At 72.1% G+C, this 15,883-nt stretch carries 12 protein-coding genes; 7 read left to right on the forward strand and 5 right to left on the reverse strand.

The window, feature by feature from the left end:
• Positions 1–45: 45 nt before the first annotated feature.
• The 3 genes from IEY91_RS23500 to IEY91_RS23510 form a co-directional block, all read right to left on the reverse strand.
• A complete protein-coding gene (locus IEY91_RS23500; RefSeq protein ID WP_189175565.1) occupies positions 46–1,389 on the reverse strand; it encodes an NDP-hexose 2,3-dehydratase family protein in 1,344 nt (447 codons plus the stop codon).
• A gap of 96 nt (positions 1,390–1,485) precedes the next feature.
• A complete protein-coding gene (locus IEY91_RS23505; RefSeq protein ID WP_189175566.1) occupies positions 1,486–2,595 on the reverse strand; it encodes a DegT/DnrJ/EryC1/StrS family aminotransferase in 1,110 nt (369 codons plus the stop codon).
• 56 nt (positions 2,596–2,651) lie between these two features.
• Positions 2,652–3,242, reverse strand: coding sequence for an LmbU family transcriptional regulator (locus tag IEY91_RS23510; RefSeq protein ID WP_189175567.1), 591 nt, complete (start codon positions 3,240–3,242; stop codon positions 2,652–2,654).
• 646 nt (positions 3,243–3,888) lie between these two features.
• On the opposite strand from IEY91_RS23510, the gene IEY91_RS23515 reads away from it, so the two are divergent.
• The 5 genes from IEY91_RS23515 to IEY91_RS23535 all read left to right on the forward strand — a co-directional run bounded on the left by IEY91_RS23515 (position 3,889) and on the right by IEY91_RS23535 (position 10,535).
• Entirely contained in the window at positions 3,889–4,155 is a 267-nt protein-coding gene (locus IEY91_RS23515; RefSeq protein ID WP_164317442.1) for an acyl carrier protein, read from the forward strand.
• Between the two features lie 63 nt (positions 4,156–4,218).
• Positions 4,219–5,391 (forward strand): class I adenylate-forming enzyme family protein, encoded by a 1,173-nt coding sequence (locus IEY91_RS23520; RefSeq protein WP_189175568.1) that lies wholly within the window; start codon positions 4,219–4,221, stop codon positions 5,389–5,391.
• The gene (locus tag IEY91_RS23525; protein ID WP_189175569.1) at positions 5,388–6,923 is read left to right on the forward strand and encodes an aromatic amino acid ammonia-lyase; all 1,536 of its coding nucleotides are present in this window, start codon (positions 5,388–5,390) and stop codon (positions 6,921–6,923) included. The genes IEY91_RS23520 and IEY91_RS23525 overlap by 4 nt, the downstream gene beginning before the upstream one ends.
• Positions 6,904–8,784: an ABC transporter ATP-binding protein gene (locus IEY91_RS23530; protein WP_189175570.1), complete on the forward strand. Its 1,881-nt coding sequence runs from the start codon at positions 6,904–6,906 to the stop codon at positions 8,782–8,784. The genes IEY91_RS23525 and IEY91_RS23530 overlap by 20 nt, the downstream gene beginning before the upstream one ends.
• A complete protein-coding gene (locus IEY91_RS23535; protein WP_189175571.1) occupies positions 8,781–10,535 on the forward strand; it encodes a fatty acyl-AMP ligase in 1,755 nt (584 codons plus the stop codon). Before IEY91_RS23530 ends, IEY91_RS23535 begins: the two co-directional genes overlap by 4 nt.
• 45 nt (positions 10,536–10,580) lie before the next feature.
• On the opposite strand, the gene IEY91_RS23540 is transcribed toward IEY91_RS23535, so the two are convergent.
• A complete protein-coding gene (locus IEY91_RS23540; protein ID WP_229697178.1) occupies positions 10,581–11,360 on the reverse strand; it encodes a TylF/MycF family methyltransferase in 780 nt (259 codons plus the stop codon).
• Positions 11,361–11,585: 225 nt separating this feature from the next.
• Here IEY91_RS23540 and IEY91_RS23545 point away from each other — a divergent pair, with 225 nt between their 5' ends.
• A complete protein-coding gene (locus IEY91_RS23545) occupies positions 11,586–12,281 on the forward strand; it encodes a GNAT family N-acetyltransferase (protein WP_189175572.1) in 696 nt (231 codons plus the stop codon).
• Between the two features lie 144 nt (positions 12,282–12,425).
• Complete coding sequence (gene lanKC / locus IEY91_RS23550) at positions 12,426–15,131, forward strand: class III lanthionine synthetase LanKC (RefSeq protein WP_189175573.1); 2,706 nt, start codon at positions 12,426–12,428, stop codon at positions 15,129–15,131.
• 450 nt (positions 15,132–15,581) lie between these two features.
• On the opposite strand, the gene IEY91_RS23555 is transcribed toward lanKC, so the two are convergent.
• Positions 15,582–15,883, reverse strand: a 302-nt coding sequence (locus IEY91_RS23555; RefSeq protein WP_373288002.1) for a glycosyltransferase, incomplete at its 5' end; no start/stop codon positions are given.

Here is a 15,883-nt window from a genome sequence, read left to right on the forward strand (position 1 = left end):
CCGCGAGTGTCTGTCGGGATGCGGCCGGGGGCCGGGCGCGGTGGCTCACCGCAGGGACGCCAGGCAGGCGAGGAGGCTGCGCGCCTGCACGTTGACGTGGTGGCCGCGGGCCACGAGGGCCTGAAGTTGATGCACCGTCAGCCAACGGTGGTCGTCCGGCACTTGGTCCGGGACGGCGCCGTCCGCCTCGACGATCCGGTAGCGCGTGGCCGCCCGGTGGAAGCGTCCCCCCTCCTCGGACAGCTCCGCGTCGAACCGTACGCGCGCCGCGTCGTCGGTCAGGGCCGTGCCGTCGTACGGCCCGGCCTCCTCCGGGGAGGCGGGTCCGTCGTCCGTGGACCACTGGACGGTGGGGCCGAGTTCGACCAGATCGCCGAGGCCCGGCTCGGCCCGCGCCCGGACAAGGACCCTCGGCGCCCCGGCGGTGAGACGGCACAGGAACACCGCGAGGCCCGGACGGCGGGGTGCGAGCAGCGGCTGGGACCACTGCCTCACCTCGCGGGTGCCCGCCTCCACCTGGACCGCGATGATCCGGAACGACCGCTCCGCCTCGTCGGCGATCTCCGTCTCGGTCCGGGACCAGCCTTCGACGGCCGCGAGCGGGACGAGGCCGGACTGCCAGGGACAGTGCTGCTTGGCGTCGATGAGCCAGCTCGTGATCGCGCGCAGCCGGTGCGCGGTGGATCCGTCCCGCGCCGCTTCCGTCGGCGGTCCGTCGTCCGGGACCGTTCCGGCCGCCGCATCCGCCTCCAGCTCGACAGGCAGGCATCCCAGTACGGAACGCGTGTCCATGTTGACCAGATGGTCGACGCGCAGCAGCCGGCGCACCGTACGCAGCGCGATCCAGCGGAAGTCGGGGTGCTCCGCGACCTCGCCCACCGGCTCGACGACCATGTTCCGATTGTGTTTGCGCCAGAACCACGCGCCCTGTTCGGACTGGAGCGAGTCGACGAGGACACGGCCGCGGCCGGGCCCCGCGAAGTGCTCCAAGTGGCGTGTCGCGCCGCCCCGGTGGACCCGGGTGTAGTTGCTGCGGGTCGCTTGGACTGTGGGCGAGAGCTGGATGCCGTCGATGTTGCCCGGCTCGGCCTTGGCCTGGAGCAGCACGTGCGGCTCGCCGTCGATCCGCTTGAGGAGGAGCCCGAGCACGCCGATCTCGGGCTGCACGATCACCGGCTGGTCGCGGTGCCCCGATCCCGCACCCCAGGGGCCTTGCACACGCATGCCGGAGACCCTGAAGAAGCGTCCGCTGTCGTGGACGAGGTCGCCGTCGCGGGTGAAGGACCAGTGCGGCAGTTCGCGGAAGGGGACGGGCGTGACGGAAAGACGTGCCGCGCTGCGGCGTTCGGCCCACCAGGCGGCGAAGGCGGCGTCCGGCTCCGCCGCCACGGCGGCCCGGGCGCCCAGACGTGACGCGGCGATGACGGCACCTCCTGTCGTGGACTGGGACGCCGGTGGCGGACCGGCGCCCCGAACGCGGCCGTGCTACAGCGCGGCGAGCACTTCGCGCAACGCCTCCACCACCAGGTCCTGCTCGGCCTTGGTCAGCGTCGGATACATGGGCAGCGAGAAGATCTCGTCGGCCGCCCGCTCCGTGACCGGCAGGTCTCCCTGCCGGTGGCCGAGATGGGCGAACCCCTTCATGGTGTGGACGGGCCAGCGGTAGCTGACGTTGAGGGTGATGTCGCGGGCCGCCAGCTCGGTGAGGATCGTGTCGCGCCGGGGATGACGGACCACGTACAGGTAGTAGACGTGGTCGTTGCCCTCGGCCAGGGCAGGCAGCACGAGACCGGTGCCGACGAGGCCTTCCGCGTAACGCGCCGCGATCGCCCGCCGAGCGGTCAGGTAGTCGTCGAGCCGGGTCAGCTTGCGGCGCAGGATCTCCGCGTGCACCTCGTCGAGACGGCTGTTGTGGCCGGGGGTCGCCTCGACGTAATAGCGGTCCTCCATGCCGTAGTAGCGCAGCCTGCGCAGGGCGGCGTCCACCGCCGCCGTCGAGGTGATGGTGGCTCCGGCGTCCCCGTAGGCGCCGAGAACCTTGGTCGGGTAGAAGGAGAACGCCGCGGCGTCCCCCATGGTTCCGGCGAGCCGGCCGTGCCGGCGCGCGCCATGCGCCTGGGCGCAGTCCTCCAGGACGGCGAGCCCGTGGGTGGACGCGTGCCCGGCCAGCGCCGTCATGTCGACGCACTGGCCGTACAAGTGCACCGGCAGCAGGCACTTGGTGCGTTCGGTGACCACCTCCGGGATCCGGTCCACGTCCATCAGATACGTCTCGGGATGCACGTCGACGAACACGGGCGTGGCGCCCACCGCGTCGATGGCCACGACCGTCGGCGCCGCCGTGTTGGCGACGGTGACGACTTCGTCGCCGGGGCCGACCCCGAGCGCGCGCAGCCCGAGGACGAGGGCGTTGGTGCCGTTGTCGACACCGACGCAGTGCGGTACGCCGTGGTAGGCGGCGAACGCGCCCTCGAAGTCTCTGACGCGCCGGCCGAGGATCAGCTGTCCGGAGCGGAAGACGGTGTCGACGGCATCGAGGATGTCCGCCCGCTCCGCCTCGTACTCCGCCAGGTAGTTCCAGACCTTGATGCTCATGGCCACCGGTCCTTCGTCCTTGTGTCCTCGGGGTGCTCGGGGTTCGGCTGGTCGCGCTAGGGCTGCGGTGCCGACGGCGCGCACCGGTCGAGTACGGCGACGATCCACTCGGCGAGTGCCTGCCCTTGGTTGGCCGCCGCCTTCTGCCAGCGGATCCGGCGCTCGGTGGTGACCTTGAATCGGATCGCCGCCTGCGCCTCGCCGGGTTGCGGCCGTACCGTCTCCGCCGGCGGTCTGTGTTCGGGTGCGCGCAGGCTGTCCCGGATGTGCCGGCGCAGTTCGTTGCGCGACCAGCCGTGTCGTTCCGCCTGTTCCAGCCAGTGGTCCTGGGCCCGCTCCGCCAGGCCCGCCACCTCCGCGTGGTGCTGGAAGCTGAGCCGGCTGCGCCGCCGGGCGACGCCCAACCGACCGGCGACCCAGGCGTAGTTGCGCAGCGTCTGGTAGCTCAGGGACGTGTCGGCGAGGGCGATCTTGTAGCGGTCGGGGTAGTGGGCCTGGCCGTAGATGAGCCAGTCCCCGAGCCACCAGCTCGACGAGTCGGAGATGACGGCGATGTGCTCGCCGAGGCTCCGCCATCGGTCCAGCGGGAGGTCGACCGGGAGGTCGAGCGACGTGCGCCGCGCCACCACGGACGCGTTCACCTGCATCTGTGATCCGAAGGTGCGCGCCCTTGAATTCGGTGCGCTATGGCCTCTCGGCAGCTCGCCGGGAATACCTCTGGGAATCGGGTTGGAAATTTCTGTGGGAATCGAGTGCGGTAGCGGCCTCACGCCGGGAGGTATTCCCCCGTGCCTCTTGCTTGGCAAGACATCCTCCGTGTGAGCGTGCTGTACTCTCACCTGCCCCGAGTCGTCCCGAGACTCCGGCAGTCTGCGGCAGGGCACGGGGCGGTGTCCAGGGGAATGAATGGCCGTATGTTCCGGATGGGCCGACGGCGAAGCCGGTCCGGGGCATGCGGTTGATCGCATTCCGGCACGGCCTGATTCGTACGGTTTCGACGTACCGCCGTGTAATGCGGTGGCGGCGAGCGCGCCTGCGCTTTTCGCAACGGATGCAGCGGGCCGGCAGCGGCCGGTCCAGCACCGCGGACCGTTCCGGATGCGCCGGATCGAGCGCCGTGGCGCACGGCTTCCGCCGCTGTGCGCAGGGGTGCGTGTCAGCACACGGCACGGCGTCCCGCCGGCGGGACGGGCGGCCGCCGACCGGGCACGACGGGCCTCGTCCCAGAATTTCCAATGAGCTGTGGACGGCGGCGGATTGACCGATTGCGCTTCAATCAAATAGGAGATACCCATGGACGCACTCATGGATCAGAACGCCGCTCTTCGATTTGTCGCGGAGGCGGTGGAAGAAGTAGCCGGAATTCCGGCCGCAGAGGTGGAACCCGGTAAGTCACTGGTGGACGATCTCGGTATCGATTCCCTCTCCATGGTGGAGATCGCTTTCACGCTCCAGCGGCAGGCGGGCGACGACGAGATACCGGACGAGGAGCTCGCCACGATCACGACGGTTCAGGATCTCGTCGACCTGCTTCGGGAACGGGTCGAGCACGGTCAGTGACAACGCGACTCCGGTTCTCCCCGTCTTCTCCCGTCTTTATCTCCCCGGACATGAGGTGACCTGGTGAGCTATCCCGAGCTGAGCCCGCAGGAGGTCCTTGCCGCGGGCCCCGCCGCGTCCGGCGTCAACGACCGTCCCTGGCTGGTCCGCTGGGACCGGTCCGGCGACGACGCCGTGGACCTGGTGCGCCGACTGCTGCCGCCGGCCCTGGACTTCCACACGTCCGGCACGACGGGACCCAGTGAGTGCTGGCGGCGCACCCGCGAGCAACTCTGGGAGGAGGCGGGGATGCTGGCCGCGCTGTTGCGGCCGCACCGCCCCGAGGCCGTGCTGTCGTTCGCGCCGCCCCGCCATGTGTACGGGGCGCTCGCGACCCTGCTCGTGCCCGTGCGGCTCGGCCTGCCCGTCTGGTACCGCCCGCACTTCTTCGGCGCCATGCCCCCGCCGCCCGGGGGCCGTTGGGCGGTGATCGCGGTGCCCTGGTCGTTCTCGGCCCTGCGCCGCAAACGTCCGTGGGTCGACGCCCGGGAGAGCCTCGCCGTGCTCCACAGCACCGCGATGCTGCCCTCGGCCGCCGCCGGCTTCGTCCAGGAGGCGGGCCGGGAGCGGGTGTCCGTGACGGAGGTGTTCGGGTCCACCGAGACGGGCGGCATCGCCTGGCGCCGGTGGGGTCCGGACGACCCGCGGTGGAACCTGTTCGACGACGTGGAACTCGACCTCGATCCGGGCGGCTCCGACGACCCCGTCAGCCCCGCCGACCCCGTCGCTCCCGCCGACCCGGCCGGCCGTGACGTCCCCTTGACGGTCCGCAGCCCGCGCCTCGCCGCCAGACCGGGCCTCGCGCCGCTCGACCGCTGGCAAACCGACGACCTCGTGCAACCCTGCGGGGCGCGCCGCTTCCGCTTCAGCGGCCGGCGCGGGCGCCTCGTGAAGATCAACGGCCGCCGTGTGGACCTCGGCGCGCTGGAGCGCTCGCTGCGCGACGTCGTCGACTGCGCGGACCTGGCGTGCGTGCCCGTCGCCGACGAACTCAGCGGCGAGCACCTGGAGTTGTACGTCGTGCCGCCGCCGGGCGGCAGCCTGGACCGGGCCCGCGTACGGGCGCTCGTCGCCGCACGCGATCTCACCGCGCAGCCGCGCCAGGTGCACGTCGTCGACCGCATCGACCGCTCGGGGGCCGGCCTGCCGCGCCGGATCCTCCCCACCCTCCCCGCCGACGCAGGAGCCGCCACATGATCACAGACGTAGTCGAGTCACCCAAGGAACGCCTGGCGGACATCGTGCGCCAGGCCCGTCCCGACGCCCAGGTGCGCCCGTGCAGCCCGCTGGAGGCGGAGCGCATGCGCACCGGCGTGGACCGCCTGGCGCAGGCCCTCGCGAACCAGGAGAAGGTGTACGGGGTCACGCAGGGCTTCGGCCCGCTGGTCGCGTACGCGGCCGCCGCGTCGGACACGGACCAGGGCAGCGGGCTCATCGCCCACCTCGGCAGCGGCCAGGGGCAGCCGCTGTCCCCGGAGGTCTGCCGTCTGGTGATGTGGATACGGCTCAACAGCATGCGGCTCGGCCACTCGGCCGTGTCGCCCGAATTCTGGGACCGCGTGGCCGAGTTGTGGAACCGCGGCTTCACTCCGGTGATCCCGCGCGACGGCACGGTCAGCGCGAGCGGCGACCTGCAGCCCCTCGCGCACGCGGCTCTCGCCCTGGCCGGTGAGGGCGAGGCGTGGTCGCGCGACGCCTCCGGCGACTGGCGGGTGCGGCCGTCCGCCGACGTCCTGGCTGCGCTCGGCGCGGAGGCGGTGACCTGGCGGGCCCGACAGGCCCTGTCGTTCGTCAACGGCACCAGCGTGAGCCTGGCCGTCACCCTGCTGAACCACCGCGAAGTGCTGCGTCTGGCCCGCGCGGTCGCCGCGCTCACCGCGCGCGCGGTGACGCTGCTCGGCGCGAGCCCACAGGCGTACCACCCCGGAGTCGGCCATGTACGCGGCCAGACGGGGCAGATGGTCGGCGCCCGCTGGATCAGAGAGGGCCTGCCGGCGGGCCACCGCCGCGATCCGGCTCGTCCGCTGCAGGAGCCCTACAGCCTGCGCTGCGCGCCGCAGGTGATCGGCGCGGTCGTCGACCAGCTGTCCGTGCTCGAGGACATCCTGGTCCGCGAGGCGGTCGGCTGTACGGACAACCCGGTCTACTACGAGGGCGAGTTCCTGCACGCGGGCAACTTCCACGCGATGCCGGTGGGCCTGGCGTCCGACCAGATCGGCCTCTGCCTCCAGCAGATCGCCTTCCTCGCCGAACGCCAACTGGCGCTGCTGTGCCTGCCGGAGACCAACGGCGGGCGGCCGCCCATGCTCACCCCGATGCCCGGCAGCGGCAGTGGTCTCGCCGGAGTCCAGCTCAGCGCGACCTCGTTCGTCTCGCGGATCCGCCAGCTCGTCTACCCGGCGAGCCTGACCGCGCTGCCCAGCAACGGCCTGAACCAGGACCATGTGCCGATGGCCCTCAACGGCGCGAACGCCGTGAGCGACGCCGTCGAGCAGGCCTGGCTGGTGGTGGGCTCCCTCGCCGTCGCGGTCACGCAGTTCGCGGCCCTGGCCGGGCACACCGGTGACGACGACGGAGTCTGGGCCGAACTGGCCCGCGTCTCACCCCCGTTGGCGGCCGACCGGCCGCTCGCGTCGGAAGTGCGCGCCGCGCGCGACGTCCTCGCGCGCCTGGCGACGGAGCTCATCGAAAGCGAAGAGGAGAGCGCTGATGCTGGATACGGCGCCTGACACCGCGCGCCGACCGGACGCGAAGGACGAGCACGACGACCCCCCGCCGCACGAGAGCGGCCGCCCGGCCATCCTGCGCGCCGACGCCTGGCGCGACATGCTGCGCTATCTGCGGCCCCAGCGCCGGCGCATCGCCCTCGGCGGCGGCCTGTCCCTGCTCGGCGGCTTCTCGGGGCTGATCCAGCCCGTCATCGCCAAGTCCGTGGTGGAGAACCTCGAGGCACGCTCGCCGGTCATGGCGGCGCTGATCGCGCTCACGGCACTCGTGCTCGTGTCGGCCGTGGTCGGCGCGATCGGCACGTTCATCCTGATGCGGGTCTCCGAGTCGGTGGTCCTCAGCACGCGCCGCGAAGTCATCCGCAGGGTGCTGTGGCTGCGGGTCGCGGAGACCGACAAGATCCCGCCGGGCGACCTGATGTCACGGGCCACCGCCGACACCACGCTGATGCGCAGCGCCGTCACGACGGCGATCGTGGAGACCGTCAACGGCGCGGTGATGCTCGTCGCCATTCTCGTCCTGATGGGCTTCATGGACTGGGTGCTGCTGCTCACCACGCTCGCGGTGGTGCTGCTCGGCGGCGTCCTCGTCGCCACCGGCCTGCCCCAGCTGGAGAGCGCCGCGCGCCGCGCCCAGGAGGGCGTGGCCGAGCTGAGCACGGCCCTGGAGCGGGCGCTCGGCACGTTCCGCACCATCAAGGCGTCCGGCGCGGAGGAGAGCGAGGCCGAGGTCGCCGAGCAGGGCGCCCGCCGGGCCTGGCGGCACAGCCTCAAGGTGGCCCGCCTCGACTCGCTCGTAGGCGCCTTCATCACCGTGACGATCCAGGTGGCGTTCCTCGCCGTCCTCGGTGTCGGCGGCGCCCGGGTCGCGTCCGGAGCGATGAGCCTGGGCAGCCTGATCGCGTTCCTGCTCTATCTCTTCTATCTGGTGCCGCCGTTGGGCGCGCTGGTCACGGCGATGATCAGGTTCAATGTGGTCGCCGCCGCGATGTCCCGGGTCAGCGAGCTGCTGCGGCTGCGGACCGAGCCGGAGAGCCCGGCACCGGCGCGGATGACGCACACTCCGTCCACGCCCGCGTCCCTGACGTTCGAGGACGTCGTCTTCCGCTACCCCGGTGACGGGCCCGTGGTGCACCACGGGATCAGCTTCGAGGTCCCCGCGGCCGGCATGACGGCCTTCGTCGGGCCGTCCGGGGCCGGCAAGTCCACCGTGTTCTCCCTGATCGAGCGGTTCTACGAGCCGGAGAGCGGCACGGTCCGCCTGGACGGCCAGGACATCCGTGACCTGGAACTCGGCGCGCTGCGCGCCGCCATCGGCTACGTCGAGCAGGACGCGCCCGTGCTCGCCGGCACCATCCGCGACAATCTGTGCATCGGGATGCCGTACGTCGACGAGGGCGAGCTGCGCCGCGTCGTCGACCAGGCCCGGCTCGGCGAACTGGTCGGCCGGCTCCCGCACGGCCTCGACACGCAGGTCGGCCACCGCGGCACCAAGCTGTCCGGCGGCGAGCGCCAGCGGGTCGCCGTCGCCCGCGCGCTGCTGCGCAGGCCACGGCTGCTGCTGCTCGACGAGGTCACCTCGCAGCTCGACGCGCGCAACGAGAACGCGCTGCGCGAGGTCATCACCGGGATCACCGCGGAGACCACCGTCGTGGTGGTCGCGCACCGGCTGTCCACGGTCAGCACGGCCGACCGGATCGTCGTGATGGACGGCGGCCGCATCCGCGCCGTCGGCACCCACGAGGAGCTGCTGAGCGAGGACGCCCTGTACCGCGAACTCGCCGCCACACAGATGCTGTTGCCCGTCAGCCAACTCGAGGCGTCCGCCGCCCGCGCCAGCGACACCCTGGGAGAGCGCCCATGAGTATCGACGCGCCCCGCACCGGCCACGCGGCGCCCGAGTGCTTCGCCCTGCCCGCACTCGGGCCGCGGCCGGTCGTCCTGGAGTATCTCGCCGACACGGTGCGCCGCACGGCGGCCGAACGCGGCGAGGCGCCCGCCCTGACGGTGCTCGGCGACCGCCGGGTCCGTGGCCGGGCCCGGCGCACGGACACCGTCGTCACGCTGACGTACGCGGAACTGGACCTGCGGGCCCGGGCGTTGGCCGCCGAGCTGCAGGCGACGTGCCCGCCCGGCACGCGGGTCGCGGTCCTGTGCCCGCACGACGAGCACTACGTGGTCGCCTTCCTCGGCTGTCTGTACGCGGGTGTGATCGCCGTGCCCCTGTACGCGCCGGAGCTGTTCCGCAGCCAGACACGGCTGCGTTCGGTGTTGCGCGACAGCACTCCGGGGTGCGTCCTCACGACGTCGGCGGTGCGGTCGGCGGTGCGCACCGCGCTGAGCGGCGCGGCCTGGCAGCACGGACCGGTGCTGCACGTCGACGAGGTGCCGTCGCACCGGGCCGAGAAGTGGCGGCGCCCGCCCGTCGCGCCCGAGGACGTGGCGTACCTTCAGTACACGTCGGGCTCCACCGGGGCGCCCGCGGGCGTGCGGGTCACCCATGCGAACCTGTCCGCGACGGCCTACCAGATGCGTTCGCGCTTCATGCCGGCGCGCACCGCCGTCTCCTGGGTGCCGCTGTTCCACGACATGGGCTTGATCTGTGCCATCGCGAGCCCGCTCGGCGCCGGGATGCACATGGTGCATCTGAGCCCGATGAGTTTCCTGCACCGCCCCTACCGGTGGCTGCGCGCCCTCTCCGACTATCGCGCGGACTGGACGGTCACGCCCAACTTCGGCCTCACGCACTGCGTGCGGCGCGTCGACGCCGAGGAGGCGGCGACGCTCGACCTGAGCGGGCTGCGCGCGCTGGCCATCGGCGGGGAGCCGGTGCACGCGGGCTCGGTGTCGGCGTTCGTGGAGGCCTTCGCCGTCGCGGGCCTGGATCCCCGCTCGCCGGTACCGTGCTACGGCCTGGCGGAGGCGACGCTGTCCGTGACGATGACGCCCAACGGCACCGGCGCCGTGGCCGGCAGCTTCGACCGTGCCGCCCTCACGGCGGGGGCGGTGCGGCCCGTGCCGCACGGCCCGGACGCGGTGCGCCTGGTGAGCAACGGCACGCCCGTGCCCGGGGTGACCGTGCGGATCGCGGACCCGGCGACCGGCGCCGAGACGCCCGGCCGGGTCGGCGAGATCTGGGTGAACGGCCCCACCCGCACGGACGGGTACTGGCAGGCGCCGGAGCGGACGGCGCGGGTGTACGCCGACGGGTGGCTGCGGACCGGCGACTGGGGCTTCCGGCACGACGGGGGGCTGTATGTCGTCGGCCGCATGGACGACGTCATCATCGTCCGGGGCCGCAATCACTACCCGGAGGACATCGAGGCCACGGTCGAGTCGGTGGCCCCGGTGGCGGCGACGGCCATCGGCGTCGAGGGGGATCCGACGGCGCGCCTGATCGTCCTGATGGAGGCGGACGCGGCGATGACGGCCCTGCCCGCGCCCGACCGCGAGGCCCTGGCGGAACGCATCCGGCAGACGGTCAGCCGCCAGCACGGGCTCGCGGTGCACGACGTGGTGGTGGTGCGCGGGGGCACGCTGCCGCGGACCACGAGCGGCAAGATTCAGCGGCGCCTGTGCCGGGAGCGGTACCTGGCGGGGGCCTACGGGACGTGAGGCCCCCGCGCGGTCACCGCGTACGCCGCTGTCGCGCTCGCACGCTCACGAGGTACGCCGCCAGTACACGCCGACCCCGTCGATCTCCTCGATGGGGTCGGTGATGCCGTGCTCCCTGCGGTACTGGTAGACGGCGACCCGGCACGGGGGCAGCGCGCGGTAGTCGTCGACGATCACATAGCCACCGACGGACAGCTTCGGGTACAGGTGTGTCAGGGCGTCCATCGTGGACTCGAACAGGTCGCCGTCCATGCGGAGCACGGCCAGGCGCGTCACCGGAGCGGTGGGCAGCGTGTCGCGGAAGTACCCGGGCAGGAAGCGCACTTGGTCGTCAAGCAGGCCGTAGCGGCGGAAGTTCTCGCGCACCGTGTCCTCGGACACGCCGAAGACGTCGTTGAAACGGTACAGCGGCGCGAGGTCGTCGCCCGGATAGCGTTCCGGGTCGCCCTTGGGGATGCCCTCGAAGGAATCCGCGACCCACACCGTGCGGTCCTTGATGTCGTACGCCTTGAGCAGCGCGCGCATGAAGATGGTGGCGCCGCCCCGCCAGACCCCCGTCTCGATGAGGTCACCGGGAATGTCGTCGGACAGCACCTGCTCGACGCAGGCGTGCAGATTGTCGAGGCGTTTGCCGCCGATCATCGTGTGCGCCACGCGGGGTATGTCCCGGCCGCCGGACCGGAGTTCGTCGCTGTATTCGATGCTGGGCAGCCCGGCGTCGAAATCCTTGTTCCGCACCCAACCGTGCGCGTTGTCCTGGTAGATGGTGTTGGCGACGACCTTCTTCATGAGATCCAGATACAGGTCGGTGGAATGGGTGAGCACAGCGCCCCCTTGTCGATTCCAGGTGGAGAATCGCCAGCAGTGTGGCACCACGGTGTCCCGCCGGCGAGACGGAATGCAAGGCGGCGGCACAGGAGCCGGAAGTGAAGCGACATCGGCACCGGTCCCGGAAAAGCGGAATCGGCACGAATGGTTGACGCCCCGCTCGGTGCGGGACAACGATGGGCGGCGCCGAACTCCGCAGGGAATGCGGGAAAGCAGGAGGACATGACCATCGAGACTCCGAGGACCGGTGACGCCCTTCGCGTCGGACGCCGCGTCGAGCTCGCCGACGCGACGGCCGCCGACTACGAGCAATTCGTCGAATGGCTGAGCCCCGACGGGGACGTCGCGGCACTGACCGGAGACGTCTCCGAGCGCGTCACCGTGGACGCGCTGCACGCCGACGCCGCGTCGGGTGCGCACTTCTGCACCATGCGGGGCCTGGACGGCGAGCGCGTGGGCATGGTGAAGTTCCACCGCGTCGGCGGCGCCCAGGACACGACGTTCGAGATCAGCGGCGCCATCGGAAGCAGCGACCTGTGGTCGCGCGGCTACGGCGCCGAGGGATTCGGCCTCGTCGTGGAGCACCTCTTCGAAGACCTGCGCGCGCATCGGCTGCAGTTCTGGGTGGGCCTGTTCAACGAACCCATGCTCCAGATGGTGATGCGCACGCGGTTCTTCGTTCTCGAAGGCGTCCTCAGGGAACGCAAGTTCTTCAAGGGCGAATATCACGACGTGGCGATGTGGTCCATGCTGCGCCATGAATACGAGGCATTGTTCATCCGCGGGGAATGGGAAGGAAGGCCGGGCCAGGATGCCTGGTTCGGCACGGGCAGTGAGCCCAAGGCGGCGGCCCGACGGACGCTGGCGGAGTATCTCCGGCGGGGTACATTCACCGCACTCACTCCCTTCGAGCGTTAGCTGACGCTCGCACCTTTCGAGCGTCAGCCGACGCTCACACCGATTACTCGCTCCTACTTCGATCGAAACCTCCACGAGGCGATCACCGCGACGGCCGCCGACAGCGCGGCCGGCCCATTCCGGGAATTCCGCTGGAGGTGCCTCGTGTCCGTGGACTGGTCGATCTACACCTTGGTGGACCCGGTGTTCTTCGAGACCCCGGCGCGGTCCGCCACCGAGGAGCACCTGGTCCCCTCGCGGTTCGCGCCGCTCCCCGACGGCTGGCGGCACCGGGCCGCCCGCATCTGGGACATGTACACGCCGGAGCGACCCCACGACGTCGAGCAGGGCTGGAAGATCCACGTCTCGGCGACGTACGACAACGCCGAGCGCGTCCTGGACACCGTCGCCGAGCACTGCCTGCGGGCCCGCGTCGCCTTCAAGCACCTGCGCGGCCGGCACCTGCTCGACGCCATGAACTCCAAGTACGCCCCCCGTCCGGCCGGCGGCAAGTTCATCGCCGTCTACCCCCGCGACGACGCCGAGTTCGCGCGGTGCGCACAGGCACTGGACCGCCGCCTCGCGGGCAGCGAAGGGCCGTACATCCTGACCGACTGCCGCTGGGGCGACGGCCCCGTCCACTTCCGGTACGGGGCTTTCCGTGAACGCTGGTGCTGGACGGACGACGGCGCGCTCGTACTCGCCCGCACCGGAGCCGACGGACGGCTGGTCCCCGACCAGCGGCGGCCCACGTTCACGCTGCCCGAAGGTGTACCGGTCCCGGAGTTCCTGCGTCCGCACATCGAACGCCGCACCGCCCCGAGCGGCGACTTCGGCTACGAAGTGAAGGAAGCGCTGCACTTCTCCAACGCGGGCGGTGTGTACGCCGCGGTGCGCCGCGCCGACGGCCGCCGGGTGGTACTCAAGGAAGCCCGGCCGCACACCGGCCGGGACGGCGCGGGCCTCGACGCCGCCGCGCGCCTGGCCCACGAGAAGCGCGTCCTCGACCGCCTCCACAGCGTGCCGGGCGTGCCGGAGGCGTACGAGCTCTTCGACTTCGGCGGCCACGGCATGCTGGCGATGGAGCACCTGGACGGCGTTCCGCTGCAACGCTGGATGGTCCGCCACCACCCGCTCGTGAACTGGACCGCGTACTCCCCCGAAGGCCTGCGCGACTACGCCCGGCGCGCCGAGGCCCTGCACGCCGCCGTCGCCGCGCTCGTCCGGCGCGTCCACGCCGAAGGGGTCGTCTTCGGCGACGTGCACCCCGGGAACGTGCTGGTGGGGGAGGATCCGGCGGCCCCCGAGGAAGCGCCCGAGGTGCGGCTCGTCGACTTCGAGATGGCCTTCCCGAGCGCCGAGGCCACCCGCCCCACGCTCGGGTACCCCGGCTTCACCGCCCGGCACAAGACCGGCACGGCGGTCGACGAACACGCCCTGGCGGTCCTGCGGTTGTGGCTGTACCTGCCGCTGGTGACGTCGCTCGGCATCTGCCCGGACAAGGCGGCGGCGCTCGCGGCCGAGGCCGCCCGCCAGTTCGACCTGCCCGCGGACTTCGCGGCGACGGTCACGTCCTGCCTGGCGGAGCCCTCCGGCGAGCGGACGGAACGTACCGGGGCCCCGCCCTTGGTCGGAGCGGTCGGGGACGTACGTCTCGACGCCTCGCCCGTCGACTGGGCGGCCGTGCGCGCCTCCCTGGCGCGCGCCGTCCACGCGACCGCGACCCCGGACCGCGACGACCGTCTCTTCCCGGGCGACCCGCGCCAGTTCAACGAAGCGCCCGGCGCGTTCGCGCACGGGGCCGCGGGTGTCCTGTGGGCCCTGTCCGTGGCGGGTGCCGGGCGCGAGCCCGCGTACGAGGACTGGCTGCTGCGGTCCGCACGGGCCGACCACGTCCGGCCCGGCTTCTACGACGGCGCCCACGGCGTCGCGCACGTCCTGGACCATCTGGGCCACCACGACGAGGCCAGGGAGCTGATCGACCGGGCCCGCGGCGGCGTCGAGGAGATGACCGACGTCTCGCTGTACGCCGGCCTCGCGGGCGTCGGACTCAACCTGCTGCACCTCGCCGCGGGCGATCCGGGGCACGCCCTGCTCAAGGAGGCCCGCGAGCTCGCCGGGCGCGTCATCGGCGCCCTGGGGGACGGCAGGCCGCACGGCATCGACCGCGCCCGCGGCGAGGCCGGCACACACGGCGGGCTGCTCCGCGGCTGGTCCGGCGTCGGCCTGTTCCTGCTCCGGATGCACGAGGCCACGGACGAGGACGCCTACGTGCGGCACGCGGTGCGCGCCGTGCACCGGGACCTGGACCTGTGCGTCCTGCGCGAGGAAGGGGCCCTGCACGTCGACGGCGGCTTCCGCTCCCTGCCGTACCTGGAGATCGGCTCGGTCGGCGTCGGCCTCGTGGCCGACCTGCTGTCCGACGTCACGGACGACGCCCGCATCCTGGAGGCGCTGCCCGGTCTCGCGCTCGCCACGCGCTCACCGCTCACGGTCGAGAGCCAGCTGTTCAGCGGCAGGGCGGGACTCCTGGCCGCAGCGCACGCGCTACGGCGCCACTTGCCGGGCCACCCGCCGACCGGCAGGCCCAATCGCGTCGGCCCCGTCGATCCGGTCGACCCGGTCGCCGAGCATCTGGGCCGCCTCCACTGGCACGCCCTCTCCCACCGCGGTCACCTGGCGTTCCCCGGACACGGCGGCCTGCGGCTCTCCATGGATTTGGCGACGGGCAACGCGGGCGTCCTCGCGGCCCTGTCGTACGTCACGGACGACGGCCCTCCCCCGCTGCCGTTCCTGGCACACCACCGACTCCCGGCGGACAACCTCCGCCGGTCCCCCGGCGAGCGCTTCGAAGGAGGTGACACCGCATGAACGTTCTGGAACTTCAGGAGCTGGAGACGTCGACCCTCGACGACGAACTGCTCGGCAGCACCGGCAGCGTGGGCTGCTGACCCGCTGTCACGCCGTGATGAGACCCGGACGGCCACAGCGCGGCGCCACATCCGCGCAGGCCGCGCGGCGGACCACCGACTCCCGGCGGACGACCGCCGCCGGTCCCCCGGCGAGCGCTTCGAAGGAGGTGACACCGCATGAACGTTCTGGAGCTTCAGGAGCTGGAGACGTCGACCCTCGACGACGAGCTGCTCGGCAGCACAGGCAGCGTGAACTGCTGACCCACTGATGTGCAGACACGAGACCGAGACGGCCGCAGCGGCAGTCCACCGCGGCCACCAGCCCGGCCGAGCGGGCCGGCGGTGGGGGGTCCCCGCACCCGGGGGACCCCCCACTCACTCCATCCGTACAGCGGCCTCGTACCGCCGGTTACGCAGCGGCCTTGTGGCGCTCGGTGAGCCGGACGAGTGCGGGGACGACGTCGGCGGCGGTGGGCATGGCGAGCATGTCGGCGCGCAACCGCCGGGCGCTCTCGGCGTAGGAGGTTTCCGTGAGCATCCGCCGCACTTCATGCGCGACCCGCGCACCCGTCGCCTCCGCCACCGGGAGATCCACTCCGGCTCCGTACGCGGCGAGGCCCCTGGCCAGGATCGGGGCGTCGATCTCCTCGGCGAGGGCGAGTTGGGGGACGGCGTGCAGCGAGGTCGTACCGATCGTCCCGAACCCGCCGT

The sequence above is a fragment of the Streptomyces lasiicapitis genome (genome assembly GCF_014646335.1).
Classification (GTDB): domain Bacteria; phylum Actinomycetota; class Actinomycetes; order Streptomycetales; family Streptomycetaceae; genus Streptomyces; species Streptomyces lasiicapitis.

What these genes read in the sequence shown, in the direction of transcription:
- IEY91_RS23505 (WP_189175566.1), bottom strand. Translation starts at nt 2,595, where the DNA reads ATGAGCATCAAGGTCTGGAACTACCTGGCGGAGTACGAGGCGGAGCGG.
- IEY91_RS23510 (WP_189175567.1), bottom strand. Translation starts at nt 3,242, where the DNA reads ATGCAGGTGAACGCGTCCGTGGTGGCGCGGCGCACGTCGCTCGACCTC.
- IEY91_RS23515 (WP_164317442.1), top strand. Translation starts at nt 3,889, where the DNA reads ATGGACGCACTCATGGATCAGAACGCCGCTCTTCGATTTGTCGCGGAG.
- IEY91_RS23525 (WP_189175569.1), top strand. Translation starts at nt 5,388, where the DNA reads ATGATCACAGACGTAGTCGAGTCACCCAAGGAACGCCTGGCGGACATC.
- IEY91_RS23530 (WP_189175570.1), top strand. Translation starts at nt 6,904, where the DNA reads ATGCTGGATACGGCGCCTGACACCGCGCGCCGACCGGACGCGAAGGAC.
- IEY91_RS23535 (WP_189175571.1), top strand. Translation starts at nt 8,781, where the DNA reads ATGAGTATCGACGCGCCCCGCACCGGCCACGCGGCGCCCGAGTGCTTC.
- IEY91_RS23545 (WP_189175572.1), top strand. Translation starts at nt 11,586, where the DNA reads ATGACCATCGAGACTCCGAGGACCGGTGACGCCCTTCGCGTCGGACGC.